The organism is Salinispora pacifica DSM 45544, from assembly GCF_000378845.1.
GTDB lineage: Bacteria > Actinomycetota > Actinomycetes > Mycobacteriales > Micromonosporaceae > Micromonospora > Micromonospora pacifica.
Window position 1 is genome coordinate 231,898 of record NZ_KB905359.1, and the last position, 14,237, is coordinate 246,134.

Sequence of the window (14,237 nt, forward strand, 5' to 3'; positions counted from 1 at the left end):
GTTGAATCACGCGGATGATGCGTGTGTATCCCGAGATCGAACCCTTCGCGGCTGGCCTGCTCGCAGTCGGGGACGGCCACCTCGTCTATTGGGAGAGCTGCGGCAACCCACTCGGCAAGCCGGCGCTGGTGTTGCACGGCGGCCCCGGTTCCGGCGCCAGCGCCGGCTGGCGGCGGTTCTTCGATCCGGCCGTCTACCGGATAGTCCTGTTCGACCAGCGGGGGTGCGGGCGCAGCACACCGGACGCGGGTGACGTCCGAACCGACCTGTCGACCAACACCATGCCGCACCTGCTGGCCGACATCGAAAAGCTGCGCGAACACCTGAACATCGACCGGTGGTTGCTGCTCGGCGGATCGTGGGGCAGCGCGCTCGGCCTCGGCTACGCCCAGCGGCACCCCGACCGGGTCACCGAGATGGTGTTGTTCAGCGTCGTCACCAGCACCCCGGCCGAGCATCGGTGGATCACCCGCGACCTCGGACGAATCTTCCCCGAACAGTGGGACAGGTTTTCGGATGCGGTACCGGCCGCCGAACGCGACGGCAACCTGCCCGCCGCCTACGCCCGGCTGTTGGCCGATCCGGACGAGACGGTACGCGACCGCGCCGCCCGCGCCTGGTGCGCCTGGGAGGACGCCCTCGTCTCGAACCTACCCGGTAGTGGACCCGACCCCAGGTTCGAGGACCCGGTGTTCCGGATGACCTTCGCCCGCCTCGTCACCCACTACTGGGCACACGACGGTTGGTTCACCGACGGCGAGTTGATAGCAGGTGCCCACCGGCTCGCCGGAATTCCCGGCGTGCTGGTTCACGGCCGGCTCGACCTGGGCAGCCCGGTGGACGTCCCGTGGCAACTGTCCAAGGCCTGGCCCGCCGCGCGGTTGGAGCTGGTCGACGAGGCCGGTCACGGTGCCGGACACGGTGTCGGGGACGCGGTCATCAGCGCCTTGGACCAATTCGGCGCCTCCTATCACGACTGAGTGCCGATGACCGCGTCCGCGAGCCGGGCGAGATGTGCCCGCGGGTGCCCGAAGAGGTGCGCCGCCCCGTGGGCCCGTTTGAAGTAGCGGTGCGCGTCGTGCTCCCAGGTGATACCGATGCCGCCGTGTAGCTGGATCATCTGCGCGGCGGCCTGTTCCAGCGCCTCGGCGCAGTGGACCGCGGCCCCGGCGGCGAGCAGGTGGGCGTCGGGTGCGTCGGAGTCGAGGCTCGACACCGCCGCATACGACAGGGAGCGAGCGCTCTCCACCACGACGTGTAGGTCGGCCAGCCGGTGTGCGATCGCCTGGAAGGCACCGATTGGCCGGCCGAACTGCACCCGGCTCAGCGCGTACGCCACGGTCAGCTCCACGGCCCGCGTGGCCGCCCCGACCTGCTCGGCGCTGAGCGCGACGCAGGCGATGTCCCGGAGCCGTTCCAGCGGGTTCACCTCGCCCAGCTGACGACCGGGTGCCTCGTCGAGCACGACCACCCCCAGCCGGCGGGTCAGGTCCACGGTGGTGACCGGGCGTCGTCGGACGCCGGCAGCGTGTGGATCCACCTCGAAGAGGCGGACCCCAGCGGGGGTACTCGCGGCGACCAGCAGCACGTCGGCCACGGTGGCGTCGAGCACGTGGTGCGCCTCGCCGGTGAGCCGGCCGCCCTTCGTCGCGGTGACCGCGGGCCGGTGTGGATCCCAGTCCCCGTGCTGGTCGGTCCAGGCGAGCGCGGCCAGCCGTTCTCCGCCGACCAGGTCGGGCAGGATGCGGCGGCAGGCCGCCTCGTCCCCGCTGTGCAGCAGGGCCTGGCCGGCGAGGACCGCGCAGCCGAGCATCGGTGCGGGGGTGAGGGTGCGGCCCAACTCGTCCAACACGACATGGGCCTCGCCCAGGCCGGCGCCGAGCCCACCGAACCGTTCGGGTACGGCGAGTCCCGCCACTCCGATCTGGCCACACAGCACCTGCCAGAGCTCGGTGTCGTCTCCCGTCGTTGACTCGGTCAGCTCGGCGATGGACCGGTCGGCGGTGTGCCGGGACAGCACACCGCGGACGCTCATCCGCAGGGCTTGCTGCTCCGTCGTCATGTCAGAGCTCCAGTGGCTAGTGCGGTCCGGATCCGATCGCGGTGCCAGGACTGGGTGCCCCAGGTCCGAGCCAGCGCCCAGATCCTGGTCAGCCAGGAGTCGAGGCCGGACTCCCGGGCGTACCCGATCGCCCCGTGCACCTGTAGTGCGGTGCGGGCCGCCCGTTGGGCGGCGTCGGCGCAGGCCACCTTCGCGGCGGAGACGTCGCGGGCAGCCGTGGACGGGTGGTCGGCGAGGGCGACGGCGGCGGCGTACAGCAGCGGCCGGGCGAACTCGAGGCCGATTGCCACGTCGGCGAGCTGGTGCTTGACCGCCTGGAACTGCCCGATTGGTTGGCCGAACTGGGTGCGTTGGCCGGCGTACCGGAGGGTTGTCTCCAGCAGCGCGTGGCCCGCTCCGAGAAGCTGCGCCGCACAGGCCAGCGCGCCGGCGTTGAGGGCGTGGGCGACAGCCGGGCCGACGGCCGGACCGGTCGCCAGCAGCGCTCCGTCGGCCACCTCGACCAGTCGTCGGGTGCCGTCCACCGAGCGCAGTCGTGGCCCCGGCACCCCGAGGCGCAGCGTCTGCTCATCCGCCCGGAGAACCAGGGACACGACATCAGCGTCCGTCGCGTACGGCACGTGCGGCGGCACGGCGAGTGTGCCGATCACCTCGCCGTTGGCGAGCCGGGGCAGCCAGGTCTCGCAGAGCGCGTCGTCGCCGAGCGCCGTCAGCAGCACGGGCAGGGCGGCGATGGACTCGGCGGCCGGACCGGGCAGGGCGTGGTGCCCGAGCTCCTCGCACGCGACGACGAGGTCCGCCGGGTGTGCGGCCAGGCCACCCCACCGTGCCGGCACCGCCAGCCCGGTCACGCCGAGCTCGGCCAGCTGGCGCCAGAGTGCCTGCCCGGGAGCCGGGTCGTCGGCGGCCCACTGCCGGGCGACGGCGGGAATGTCCGCCTCGGTCAACATCGCGTGGAGGGCGGCGGCGAACTGCTCCTGCTCCGCGGAGGGGGTCAGCTTCATCGTCGATCCCGGGGCAGGCCGAGTACCCGTTCGGCGATCACCGTGCGCTGGATCTCGTTGGTGCCGGCGTAGATCGGACCGGCCAGGGAGAACAGGTAGCCGTCCAGCCAGGCGTCCGCGTCGCCGGCATCGTCCGCCCGGCCCGCCGAATCCGCCGGAAGACCACCGATTTCGGCGTACGGCCCGAGGAGGTCGAGCGCCACCTCGTGTAGGGCGACGTCCAGTTCGGACCAGAAAACCTTGGTCATGCTGGCGGCGTGGCCACTGCCCCGCAACGCCGTCGAACCGGTCTGCGCTGGTCGATCGGCTCGGCCGGGGGGTGGCGGAGGCTCGGGCGTCCGGTCGGCGGCCTCCTGGGTGGCCGTGCCGTAGCTGTGCAGCTGGTACGCCCGGGCGGCGATCCAGCCGGCAACGACGCGGTCGGACAGCCCCGGGTCGGCGGCGTGCGCACCGGCCTGACACCACAGCCGTACGAGCCGCTGGGCGGCGGCGGTGAAGCGTCCCGGACTGCGCAGCGACAACCCGCGCTCGTGGCCCGCGGTGCTCATCGCGACGGTCCAACCCTGGTCCACCACGCCGAGCACGTCGGCGTCGGGCACGAACACCTGGTCGAGGAAGATCTCGGCGAAGCCGGCCGCACCGCCCACCTGTTGGATCGGCCGGACCGTGACGCCCGCGGCGCGGAGGTCGAACATCAGGTACGTCAGGCCGCGGTGGCGGTCCACTCCGGTGCGGAAGAGCCCGAACGCGTGATCGGCCCGTGCCGCCCGGGTGCTCCAGGTCTTCTGCCCGGACAGGAGCCAACCGCCGTCGGTGCGTACCGCACGGGAGCGGATTCCGGCCAGGTCGCTGCCGGCCTCCGGCTCCGACCAGGCCTGCGCCCACACGTCGTCGGCCCGTGCCATCCGGGGCAGCAGGCGAGCCCGCTGCTCGGCCGTGCCGTGGGTGAACAGGGTCGGAGCCAGGAGGAAGAGGCCGTTCTGGTTGATCCGGACCGGCGCCCGCGCGCGGTGGTACTCCTCCTCGAAGATCAGCCACTGCAGGGGTGAGACGTCGCGTCCACCGTAGGCGGTGGGCCAGGACACCACCGACAGCCCGGCCGCGGCGAGGCGTCGCTCCCACGCCCGGTGGGCCCGGTCACCCGCCGGAGTTTCCACGGGCGGCAACGGCGTGGTGGGCACGTTCGTCGCCAGCCACGACCGGACCTCCGCCCGGAACGCGCGGGTCTCGTTGTCGAGGTCGAGGTTCATCGTGCCGACCGGGCTCACGAACTGGACCTCGCCTTCATGCTCGCGGCGTCCATCCCGGCCAGCGGGTCGCCGGCCACCTCCGCGTTGTGCGCGTGCGCGAGGTGGTGCAGACCGAAGGCGGCGTCCATCGCCGAGCGCATTCCCATCAGATCCTCGGCCTGGTTGACGGCCCGTTTGGTCAGGGCCAGTCCAAAGCGGGGCATCTCGGCGATTCGTTGCGCGATACCGAGGGTGTGGGAGTGCAGCTCCGCCCGGGGGACGACCCGGTTGACCATGCCGACCTCGTACGCGCGCCGGGCATCGAACCGGTCCCCGGTGAAGAGGATCTCCTTGGCGAGGCGGGGGCCCAACGTCCACGGGTGGGCGAAGTACTCCACGCCGGGGATGCCCATCCGGACCACGGGGTCGGCGAAGTACGCGTCCTCGGCCGCGATGATCAGGTCGCAGACCCAGGCGAGCATGAGCCCGCCGGCGAGGCAGGCCCCCTGCACCATCGCGATGGTCGGCTTCGGAAGCTCCCGCCAGCGCCGGCACATGCCAAGGTAGACCTCCATCTCCCGGGCGTACCGCTGGTCGGCGCCGGACCGGCCGACGTGGTCCCACCAGAGCACCGCCCGGCGCTCGAAGCTCTTTTCGACGTCTCGGCCGGGTGAGCCGATGTCGTGGCCCGCGGAGAAGTGCTCACCGGCGCCGGCGAGCACGATGACCGCGACCGAATCGTCATTCACGGCCGCGGCGAAGGCGGAGTCGAGGGCGTAGGTCATCGCCGAGTTCTGGGCGTTCCGGTAGCGGGGCCGGTTCATCGTGACCACCGCGGTGGCGCCCTGGCGTTCGAGTCGTACCAACCCGTCTGCTGTCACTGTGCTGCCTCCTGCCGAAGCACCTGCTCGAGTGGTTTGTCGGTCGGGTCGGGTGGCGTGGTTTCCTGCTCTGCTCGGCGTTCCATCGACACCTCCTCACGCAAGCAAGTGCTTGGTAGGGTGAGCCTACGCGCGCTTCGGGAGGTGACACCAGTGCACGACGACGAGTTCCGGCGGGCGGTGCGCGCCTGGCTGGCGGAGAATGTCAGCGCTGAGCTGCGGGGGGCGGGTGGACCGGGCCGGGAGCACGAGGCATACCGCGAACGGCTGGCTTTCAACCGCCGGCTGGCCGCCGCCGGCTGGACCTGTCTCGGCTGGCCGGTCGAGCACGGCGGTCGGGGCGCGACGCTCGCCCAACAGGTCGCCTTCCACGAGGAGTACGCCCGGGCCGGTGCTCCGGCGCGCGTCGGCCACCTGGGTGAGGAACTGCTCGGTCCGACGTTGATCGCCTACGGCACGCCGGAGCAGCGCCGGCGCTTCCTGCCCGGGATTCGCGCTGTCGAACAGCTGTGGTGCCAGGGATACTCCGAACCGGGGGCGGGGTCTGATCTCGCCGCCGTGGCGACCCGTGCCCGACTCGTCGGTGACGAGTGGATTATCGACGGCCAGAAGGTGTGGACCTCGCTGGCGCACGTGGCGCACTGGTGCTTTCTCCTGGCCCGGACCGAGCCCGCCGGCACCGGGCCGCGCCAGGCCGGGCTCTCCTATCTACTGGTGCCGATGCGGCAACCCGGCATTACGGTGCGGCCCATCCGCCAACTGACTGGTACCTCGGAGTTCAACGAGGTCTTCTTTGACGGCGCGCGCACCTCGCGGGACCTGGTTGTCGGCGAGGTGGGCCAGGGGTGGCGGGTGGCGATGGGCACTCTCGCGTTCGAGCGGGGCGCGGCGACACTCGGCCAACAGGTCGGGTTCCAGCGGGAGCTGGACCGCCTGGTGGCGCTTGCCCGGCACACCGGCGTCGCCGGTGAACCAGAGCTGCGCGACCGGCTTGCCCGCGCCGCTGTCGGGCTCTGGGCGCTGCGCGCGCACACCCTACGGACGATGGCCGAGGCGGACCAGTCGGGTTCCGGGCAGGGCGCATCCGCGGTGAAGCTGCTCTGGTCGCGGTGGCATCAGCAACTCGGCGAGTTGGCGATGCAGGTGCGCGGTGCCGCCGGAACGGTTGCCCAGGATGCCCCCTACGACCTGGACGACTGGCAGCGCCTCTTCCTGTTCGGTCGTGCGGAAACGATCTACGGCGGGTCGGACGAGATCCAACGGGGCATCATCGCCGAGCGCGTTCTCGGTCTGCCGCGACAGGCCCGCGGATGAGGCCCCCGGGCCCGACGCCGCCGTTTCGCCCGGCTGGTCGGGAACTGCTCGCGGAGAAGGTGGTGGTGGTGACCGCGGCGGCGGGATCCGGGATCGGTGCGGCCGTGGTGGAACGCTGCCTGGACGAGGGGGCGCTCGTGGTGATCAGCGACCGGCATCTCCGGCGGCTTGCCGAGAGCCACGAACGGCTCTCGGCGGACCACCCGGGCCGGGTTCGGTCGGTGCCCTGTGACGTGACCGACGAGCAGGCAGTCGAAGCGTTGGTCAACGCCGCCGTGACGGGTTATGGACGGCTGGACGTGATGATCAACAATGCCGGGCTCGGCGGCACCGCGTCGGTCATGGAGATGACCGACGACGAGTGGTCGCGGGTGCTGGACGTGACTCTGACCGGCACCTTTCGCTGTACGCGGGCAGCGGTACGGCAGATGCTGGCGCAGGGCCACGGTGGTGTGGTGGTCAACAACGCGTCGGTGCTGGGCTGGCGGGCCCAGGCCGGTCAGGCGCACTATGCGGCTGCCAAGGCGGGGGTGATGGCGTTGACCCGGTGTGCGGCGCTGGACGCGGCACCCTACGGCATCCGCGTCAACGCGGTGGCGCCCAGCCTCGCCATGCACCCCAACCTGTCGAAGGTGACCAGTGCGGACCTGCTCGCCGAGCTCACCGGCCAGGAGGCGTTCGGCCGGGCAGCGCAGCCCTGGGAGGTCGCGGCCGTCATGGCCTTCCTCGCCAGCGACTACGCCTCCTATCTCGCCGGTGAGGTGGTGTCGGTCAGTAGCCAGCATCCCTGAGTGCCACCGCACCCAACGGCGGGCATCGCCGCCGGAGGGTCAGAGGCGCTCGATGATGGTCGCGGTGGACATGGCGCCCCCGGCGCACATCGTGATCAATGCTGTGCGGGTGGCGGTTCGCTCCAACTCGTGTAGGGCGGTGGTGAGCAGTCGGGCCCCGGTGCTGCCCACCGGATGCCCGAGGGCGATCGCGCCGCCGTTGACGTTCACCTTCTCCGGGTCGGCGCGGTGGGCCGACAGCCAGGACAGCACGACGGCGGCGAACGCCTCGTTGACCTCGAACCGATCGATATCCTCGATCTTCATGCCGGCGCGGGACAGCACGCGTTCGGTCGCCTGCACGGGGCCGTCCAGGTGGTAGTAGGGCTCGGCGCCGACCAGGCACTGGGCGACGATCCGGGCTCGTGGGCGGAGACCGAGCGCGCGGGCCCGGTCGGCCTCCATCAGTAGTACCGACGCGGCGCCGTCGGAGATCTGCGACGAGGTGCCGGCGGTGTGCAGCCCGCCGTCGATCACCGGTCGTAGTCGGTTCAGCGCCGCCAGGGTGGTGTCCCGCAGGCCCTGGTCCCGCTCCACCGTGTGGGCTTCTCCGGTTGGCTGCCCCTCGCTGTCGAGGATCGGCGCGGTCACTGGTACAACCTCGCGGTCGTAGTGCCGCCGTGCCCAGGCCCGAGCGGCGTTGGACTGCGAGCGGACGCCGAACTCGTCCACCGCCGTACGGGACAGTCCCCGCCGGACGGCGATCCGTTCGGCGGCGACGTACTGGTTGGGTAGGTCAATCTCCCACGAGGCCGGCCGGGGAGTGCCGGCGTCCACGCCGAGATTCGCGCGCAGCGGTACCCGGCTCATCGCCTCGACACCACAGGCGATGCCGACCTCGATGGCGTCGGTGGCGATGAGCCCGGCGACCAGATGTGCGGCGTGCTGGGATGAACCGCACTGGGCGTCGATGGTGAGACAGCCCGTCCGGTACGGCAGGCCGGCGTGTAGCCAGGCGGTGCGGGTGATGTTGTTGGACTGCTCGCCGCCCTGGGTGACGCACCCGCCGATGACCTGCTCGACGGTGTCCGGGTCGAGGTCTGCATGGGTGACGAGGGCGCGTTGTGCCGCGCCGAGCAGCTCGGCGGCGTGCAGCCCTGCCAGCCAGCCGCCCCGTTTGCCGATCGGTGTGCGAACCGCGTCAACGATCACCGGAGTGCCCATCGCACCGTCCCTTCGGAGAGCAAACGTGCTCCGCGCCGGAGTTCACGCTGCGTTGTCGAAACAACATGTGATCTGTTTCAATATTAGAACAGGTTACAGTAGGAGGTTCGATGACTGAGCCGCGTATTCCAGTGGGATTTGACTTCACCGACCCGGCCGTCCTGGAGCGCCGTGTGCCTCGGGAGGAGTTCGCCGAGCTGCGCCGGACGGCCCCGGTCTGGTGGAACGTCCAACCGAGGGGCTCGGCCGGCTTCGACGACGACGGGTACTGGGTGGTCACCCGGTACGCCGATGTCATGGCGGTTTCCCGGGACAGCGAAACGTACTCGACCCGGGAGAACACCGCGATCGCCCGTTTCCAGCCGGGCACCACCCAGGCGGATCGAGAGATGCAGCGGGTCATCATGATCAACGTCGACCCGCCGGAGCACACCAAGCTACGGGCCATCGTGTCCCGCGGCTTCACCCCCAGAGCGATCAACGCGTTGCGTGGGTCGCTGGCGGAGCGGGCCGAGCGCATCGTGCGGGACGCGGCCGTGCGGGGCACGGGTGACTTCGTCACCGACGTCGCCTGCGAACTACCGCTGCAGGCGATCGCAGAGCTGATCGGGGTGCCGCAGCACCACCGTCGGAAGGTCTTCGACTGGTCGAACCAGCTGATCGGCTACGACGATCCGGCGTACGGTGTGGATCCGATGGCCGCCGCCGCCGAGCTGCTCGCGTACGCGATGGAGATGGCCAACGAGCGACAGCGCAACCCGAGCGACGATCTGGTGACCCAGCTGGTCAACGCGCAGATCGACGGAGAGCACCTGACGACCGACGAGTTCGGCTTCTTCGTGATGCTCTTGGCGGTGGCGGGCAACGAGACGACCCGGAACGCGATCACCCACGGCATGTTGGCCTTCCTCGAGCACCCAGACCAGTGGGAACTGTTCAAGGCCGAGCGCCCCCGGAGCGCGGTCGAGGAGATCATTCGCTGGGCTACCCCGGTGAACGTCTTCCAACGCACCGCGTTGGTCGACACCACCCTGGGCGGGCAGGCGATCACCGCCGGCCAACGGGTAGCGCTCTTCTACGGGTCGGCCAACTTCGACGAGTCGGTGTTCGAGGAGCCGGAACGGTTCGACATCACCCGGAGCCCCAATCCGCACCTCGGATTCGGCGGTAGTGGTGTGCACTTCTGTCTGGGTGCGAACCTCGCCCGCCTGGAGATCGAACTGATCTTCAATTCGATCGCCGACCACATGCCGGACATCCGCAAGGTGGCCGATCCGCAGCGGCTGCGGTCGGGCTGGATCAACGGGATCCGGGAGATGCCGGTGCGGTACCGCTGAACGGGGGCCCGGCTCGTGGCCGGGCCCCGTACGGGTCAGGAGTGCACGGCGAGGAACCGATCCATGCAGCGTTCGGCGTTCGCGGTGATGGTCAGGGAAGGGTTGGCCAGGCAGGCCGTACCCGGCAGGATCGATCCGTCGACGCAGAAGAGGTTGGGGTAGTCGAGGCACCGACCGCCGAAGTCGGTCGCCTTGCCCATGACCATGCCACCCAACGGGTGCCAGGTGTTCGCCGCGCCGAGCCCGGTACCGACGCCCCGGGCGTAGGTCGGCAGACCGTGCAGGAGGTACCCCTTGCGGCCCTCGGTCTCCCACCACAACCGGGTCACCAGGTTAACCGCCGCCTTCTCGGAGGTGGTCTCCAGCACGCCGTACGGCCAGTGCACCCTGCCGGTCCCGGTATCCGGGTCGTAGCGAATCTCGCCTCGTTCCGGAGCCATACTGGTTACCAGGTGCGCCGTGGTACGCGGCATCCAACGGGGAACCGGTGCCGCCTCCCACGCCATCGAGGTGGGTGCGTACGGGTTGTCCTCGTCGATGTACTTGACGTTACCCGGACCGCCCTGGGCGTGGCCGACGTCCTTTCGCAGATTGATCCGGGTCACCAGGAAGTCGCCGTTGTTGCCCCAGCCCTTACCCACCTCCTGGTTGACCAGGCGGGGAAGTCCGCCCTTGGCCCGGGAGGTGAGCAGCAGCGAGGTGGTGTAGACGGAACCCGCCGCCATGAACAGGTAGTCACAGACGAAGGTCTTGGTGGAGAGAACCGTGCCGTGCTCGTCGATCTGGCGGCACCTGATCTCGAACTTGTCCTGGCCGGACACCTCATGAATCTCGGTGACCTCGTGCAATGCCAAGGTGGTCACGTTGCCGGTCGCGGTGGCCCAGGCGAGGTAGTTGCGGTCCACGCTGTTCTTCGCCCCGGAGTTGCTGCCGTACGGGCCCTCGCCGATCGTGTGGCAGGGCACGGCGTCACCGGCGAGTTCGGCGCGGACCACGTCCCAGTCCACGGCGAACGGGATGGGCAGGGGGGTCTGCTTGAACTCCGACAGGTAGTCGAGCCAGGCGCGGGCTCCCCGGTAGGGGCCGGTGCTCTGCACGTCCTCGGGGATCGGCGCGGCGCCGAGGCGTTGCCGAGCCCGGGGCCAGTAGACATCGTTCATCTCGTCGAAGCCGACCTCGGCCGGGTACGCCTGCTCCCACTCGCTGCGCCGCGGCTGCGGTAGGAACATCCCGATGGCGAGGGAGCCGCCGCCTACTCCGGTTCCGCTCAGCACCGAGATTCCATCTCCGTCGTGGCGGGCGATCAACCCAGCACGCTTCTCGATCGTCGAACCGAGGTTGATGCCCAGTGGTGGGCGGTCCAGGAACCAGCCACACCGCCAGTCTGGCTCATTGATGCTGCAGAACGTGGTGCCGGAGCCGTCCACATTCCAGCGGCGACCACGCTCCAGCACGGTGGTGACCACTCCGGCCTGGCCGAGTCGGTAGGCGGCGACCGCCCCACCGAAGCCACTACCAATGACCACGGCGGTCTTTCCGGCCAACGCGGGTACCGGACCACCCGCCTGGGCCGCCTGCTGGCCTAGAGCGGCCCCGGCGACGGCGGCGCCGGCGCCGAGCGTGGTGGCCCGGAGTAGGCCACGTCGGGAAAGGCTCGTACCTGTCATGCTCGGCCCCTTCGATTGTTGGTCGTGATCGGTGTCCGATGCCCATGCGTCACGTCGGGCGCGCGCCGACCGTCCCTCGGGCTCAGGTCTCCCGCCTGGTGGTGAGCGGCTGGCGGTGTCGATCGAGATTGACCACCAGCTTGGTGACAGAGTCGCCGATGGCTGGCGGCCGACCGCATCCGTGGCGATCGCCGCCGGGGTTGATCGTGGCGGTCACCGCCTATCAGTTCGGAGGGGGAGTGGCTTTCGGGTCTGCGTCGAAGGCCCCGCGCACCAGCTCCCATTAAATCCATGTATGTCAATCTATGGTGTACTCTCTGCGCCGTCAACGTCCCGGGGTCAGACCCGCGAGGCGGTTGGTGGGGCCCGCTGGGGCACCCGCTGGGGTTCAGCCGGCGGGGGGCGCCGCACCGGCTGAGCCGTCCTGGTCTTCCAGCTCGGTCGAGGTGAGGGCGGCCCCGATCGCCCGTAGTTGGGCGGTGGCACCGCCCAACCGGAACTCGTGGTGCTTCGCGGCGAGAAAGTAGCGGTGCAGCTGGTGGTCAAGGTCGATTCCTACGCCACCGTGGAGGTGGACGGCGGTGTGCGCGACCCGGTGTCCGGCCTCGGCGGCCCAGAACTTGGCCGTCGCCACCTCGGTCGGGCAGGGTAGCCCTTCGGCGAGCCGCCAAGCCGCCTGCCAGAGCGTGAGCCGGATCGCCTCGACATCGATGTAGGTGTCGGCGAGCCGCTGCGCCACCGCCTGGAAGGTGCCGATCGGGCGACCGAACTGGACCCGGTTGCGGACGTACTCCGCGGTCAACTCCAGCGCCCGCTCGGTCACCCCGAGCTGGAGAGCGCAGGACCCGATGGTGGCCCGGGTGGTGAGCCAGGCGGCGATGGCGCCGCCGTCCGCGACGGTGCCGAGCAGCCGGTCGTCGGGAAGGGCCACCCGGGCCAGGTCCAGCCAGCCGGCCCCCTCGCCCCCCGCCACCTGCTGCGGCTCCACGGTGACCCCGGGGTCGTCGGGGCAGACGAGGAAGACCACGGTCCGACGGCCGAACTTGGCCGGGACCAGCACCAGGTCGGCGTCCGGCGCGGCCGGCACGGTCGTCTTCGTCCCGGTCAACACCCAACGGCCGGCGACGCGTTCGGCACCCACCTCGCCCTCCGCGAGGGCGGCGGTCAGGACCATGGTCCCTTCCCGAGCTGGAGTGACCCACCGAGTGACCTGCTGGTCGTCACCGAAGGTGGCCAGTCCGGCTGCCGCCGTCACGATGCTGGACAGGTAGGGCACGGGAGCGACGCTCCGGCCCACCTCGATCAGAACGCCGCACTGCTCCATCAGGCCGAGCCCGTCACCGCCCGCCCGGTGGGGCAGTGCGGCGGCGAGCACCCCCGCCGTGGCGAGCTCCCGCCAGAGTGGTCGGTCCAGCCAGGTGTCCTTCGCCTCGAGGTCCCGGAGCCGGTCCGTGGTGACCTGGTCGGTGAGGATCTGCCGGGTCAGCCGGGCGAGGTCGCGGTGGCTTTCGCTTGGGGCGAATCTCATGACCACTCCTGCGGTTGGGTGCGCCGACGGGCCGCTGGCAGACCCAGGCCGACGGTGGCGATAATGTCTCGCTGCACCTCGTTGGTGCCGCCGCCGAAGGTGAGGATCAGGGCGGAGCGGTGCAATGCCTCCACCCGCCCGCGCAGCAAGGCGCCGCGGGACCCCTGCCGTATCGCCGCGTTCGTGCCGAGCACCTCCATGAGCAACCGGTACGCTTCGATGGCGAATTCGGTCCCGTAGACCTTGGTAGCCGAGGCGGCGGCCGGGTCGAGGCCGTTGGCTGACTCGGCGGCGAGTCGCCAGTTGTAGACCTTGAGGAACTCGGCCTTGGCGTGCACCCGGGCCAGGTGTAGCTGGACCCACTCCTGGTCGATGACCCGTTTCCCGCGCGACAGGGTGGTGGTGCGGGCCCAGTCCCGCACCTCCCGTAACGCGTGTCGGATCGGGGCGGCTGAGGTGAGCGCGACCCGCTCGTGGTTGAGCTGGTTGGTGATCAGCGGCCAGCCCTGGTTTTCCGCGCCCACCAGTGCCGAGCGCGGTACCCGGACGTCGGTGTAGTACGTGGCGCTGGTGGTCGGCCCGGCGACGGTGCGCACCGGAGTCCAGGAGAAGCCCGGCGAGTCGGTCGGCACGATGAGGATTGACAGATCCTCGTGCTGGGGGGCCTCCGGCGCCGTGCGACAGGCCAGCCAGACGTAGTCCGCGTACTGGATGAGGCTGGTCCACATCTTTTGGCCGTTGACCAGATAGGTCTCACCGTCGCGTACCGCGGTGGTGCGTAGGGCGGCCAGGTCGGTGCCCGCCTCCGGCTCGGAGTAGCCGATCGAGAAGTGCAGCTCGCCGGCGGCGATCCGGGGCAGGTACTCGGCGCGTTGTCGCTCGGTGCCGAAGCGCATCAGCGTCGGTCCGATGGTGTTGATGGTCAGGAACGGAACCGGCACCCCCGCGACCGCCGCCTCGTCGGTGAAGATGAGTTGATCCAGCATGGACCGGTCACCACCGCCGTACTTCCGGGGCCAGCCGAGCGTCAGCCAGCCATCCTGGCCCAGGCGTCGCACGATGTCGCGGTAGACCTTGCCGTCTCCATACTCACCATCGGTCATGGCGAGCGCCTCGCGGACTTCGGGGCTCATCAGCTCAGCGAAGTACGCGCGCAGGCGGGAACGGAGTTGTTGTTGTTCGACCGAGTAGGAGAGGTGCATAGCGCTGCCCCATTCGGCT

At 70.3% G+C, this 14,237-nt stretch carries 12 protein-coding genes; 4 read left to right on the forward strand and 8 right to left on the reverse strand.

Translation table 11 applies throughout. The features are described from left to right. Nucleotides 1-14 precede the first annotated feature (14 nt). Nucleotides 15-980, forward strand: a complete 966-nt coding sequence (gene pip, locus SALPAC3_RS0100930; RefSeq protein ID WP_018219386.1) for a prolyl aminopeptidase — start codon at nt 15-17, stop codon at nt 978-980. Here pip and SALPAC3_RS0100935 read toward each other — a convergent pair. Genes SALPAC3_RS0100935 through SALPAC3_RS0100950 form a run of 4 tightly spaced genes read right to left on the reverse strand, consistent with a single transcriptional unit; the run spans nt 971 to nt 5,176 of the window. Then, the gene (locus tag SALPAC3_RS0100935) at nt 971-2,062 is read right to left on the reverse strand and encodes an acyl-CoA dehydrogenase family protein (RefSeq protein ID WP_018219387.1); all 1,092 of its coding nucleotides are present in this window, start codon (nt 2,060-2,062) and stop codon (nt 971-973) included. The two genes, pip and SALPAC3_RS0100935, sit on opposite strands and share 10 nt — an antisense overlap. Next, nucleotides 2,059-3,066: an acyl-CoA dehydrogenase family protein gene (locus tag SALPAC3_RS0100940; RefSeq protein ID WP_018219388.1), complete on the reverse strand. Its 1,008-nt coding sequence runs from the start codon at nt 3,064-3,066 to the stop codon at nt 2,059-2,061. Before SALPAC3_RS0100940 ends, SALPAC3_RS0100935 begins: the two co-directional genes overlap by 4 nt. Beyond that, entirely contained in the window at nt 3,063-4,334 is a 1,272-nt protein-coding gene (locus tag SALPAC3_RS0100945; RefSeq protein ID WP_018219389.1) for an acyl-CoA dehydrogenase family protein, read from the reverse strand. The genes SALPAC3_RS0100940 and SALPAC3_RS0100945 overlap by 4 nt, the downstream gene beginning before the upstream one ends. Continuing rightward, nucleotides 4,331-5,176: an enoyl-CoA hydratase gene (locus SALPAC3_RS0100950; RefSeq protein ID WP_018219390.1), complete on the reverse strand. Its 846-nt coding sequence runs from the start codon at nt 5,174-5,176 to the stop codon at nt 4,331-4,333. The genes SALPAC3_RS0100945 and SALPAC3_RS0100950 overlap by 4 nt, the downstream gene beginning before the upstream one ends. A 153-nt stretch (nt 5,177-5,329) precedes the next feature. Between SALPAC3_RS0100950 and SALPAC3_RS0100955 the strand changes: the two genes are divergently transcribed. Further along, nucleotides 5,330-6,490 (forward strand): acyl-CoA dehydrogenase family protein, encoded by a 1,161-nt coding sequence (locus tag SALPAC3_RS0100955; protein ID WP_018219392.1) that lies wholly within the window; start codon nt 5,330-5,332, stop codon nt 6,488-6,490. Further along, nucleotides 6,487-7,281, forward strand: a complete 795-nt coding sequence (locus SALPAC3_RS0100960; protein ID WP_026185126.1) for an SDR family oxidoreductase — start codon at nt 6,487-6,489, stop codon at nt 7,279-7,281. Before SALPAC3_RS0100955 ends, SALPAC3_RS0100960 begins: the two co-directional genes overlap by 4 nt. Nucleotides 7,282-7,320: 39 nt before the next feature. Here the strand turns inward: SALPAC3_RS0100960 and SALPAC3_RS0100965 are convergent, their stop codons facing one another. Further along, nucleotides 7,321-8,484, reverse strand: coding sequence for a steroid 3-ketoacyl-CoA thiolase (locus SALPAC3_RS0100965; RefSeq protein WP_018219394.1), 1,164 nt, complete (start codon nt 8,482-8,484; stop codon nt 7,321-7,323). Between the two features lie 110 nt (nt 8,485-8,594). Here SALPAC3_RS0100965 and SALPAC3_RS0100970 point away from each other — a divergent pair, with 110 nt between their 5' ends. Beyond that, on the forward strand, nt 8,595-9,821 hold the full coding sequence (locus SALPAC3_RS0100970) for a cytochrome P450 (RefSeq protein ID WP_026185127.1): 1,227 nt from the start codon (nt 8,595-8,597) through the stop codon (nt 9,819-9,821). 35 nt (nt 9,822-9,856) lie between these two features. Here SALPAC3_RS0100970 and SALPAC3_RS0100975 read toward each other — a convergent pair whose 3' ends face one another. From SALPAC3_RS0100975 to SALPAC3_RS0100990, 3 genes are all read right to left on the reverse strand, one after another. Further along, complete coding sequence (locus SALPAC3_RS0100975) at nt 9,857-11,488, reverse strand: GMC oxidoreductase (RefSeq protein ID WP_018219396.1); 1,632 nt, start codon at nt 11,486-11,488, stop codon at nt 9,857-9,859. A gap of 388 nt (nt 11,489-11,876) precedes the next feature. Then, nucleotides 11,877-13,016, reverse strand: a complete 1,140-nt coding sequence (locus tag SALPAC3_RS0100985) for an acyl-CoA dehydrogenase family protein (protein ID WP_018219398.1) — start codon at nt 13,014-13,016, stop codon at nt 11,877-11,879. Next, entirely contained in the window at nt 13,013-14,218 is a 1,206-nt protein-coding gene (locus SALPAC3_RS0100990; protein WP_018219399.1) for an acyl-CoA dehydrogenase family protein, read from the reverse strand. The genes SALPAC3_RS0100985 and SALPAC3_RS0100990 overlap by 4 nt, the downstream gene beginning before the upstream one ends. Between the last annotated feature and the right edge of the window lie 19 nt (nt 14,219-14,237).

Excerpts from the sequence above, each read along its gene's own strand:
- SALPAC3_RS0100975 (WP_018219396.1), bottom strand. The coding sequence starts at position 11,488 with ATGACAGGTACGAGCCTTTCCCGACGTGGCCTACTCCGGGCCACCACG.
- pip (WP_018219386.1), top strand. The coding sequence starts at position 15 with ATGATGCGTGTGTATCCCGAGATCGAACCCTTCGCGGCTGGCCTGCTC.
- SALPAC3_RS0100985 (WP_018219398.1), bottom strand. The coding sequence starts at position 13,016 with ATGAGATTCGCCCCAAGCGAAAGCCACCGCGACCTCGCCCGGCTGACC.
- SALPAC3_RS0100970 (WP_026185127.1), top strand. The coding sequence starts at position 8,595 with ATGACTGAGCCGCGTATTCCAGTGGGATTTGACTTCACCGACCCGGCC.
- SALPAC3_RS0100940 (WP_018219388.1), bottom strand. The coding sequence starts at position 3,066 with ATGAAGCTGACCCCCTCCGCGGAGCAGGAGCAGTTCGCCGCCGCCCTC.
- SALPAC3_RS0100960 (WP_026185126.1), top strand. The coding sequence starts at position 6,487 with ATGAGGCCCCCGGGCCCGACGCCGCCGTTTCGCCCGGCTGGTCGGGAA.
- SALPAC3_RS0100965 (WP_018219394.1), bottom strand. The coding sequence starts at position 8,484 with ATGGGCACTCCGGTGATCGTTGACGCGGTTCGCACACCGATCGGCAAA.
- SALPAC3_RS0100935 (WP_018219387.1), bottom strand. The coding sequence starts at position 2,062 with ATGACGACGGAGCAGCAAGCCCTGCGGATGAGCGTCCGCGGTGTGCTG.
- SALPAC3_RS0100990 (WP_018219399.1), bottom strand. The coding sequence starts at position 14,218 with ATGCACCTCTCCTACTCGGTCGAACAACAACAACTCCGTTCCCGCCTG.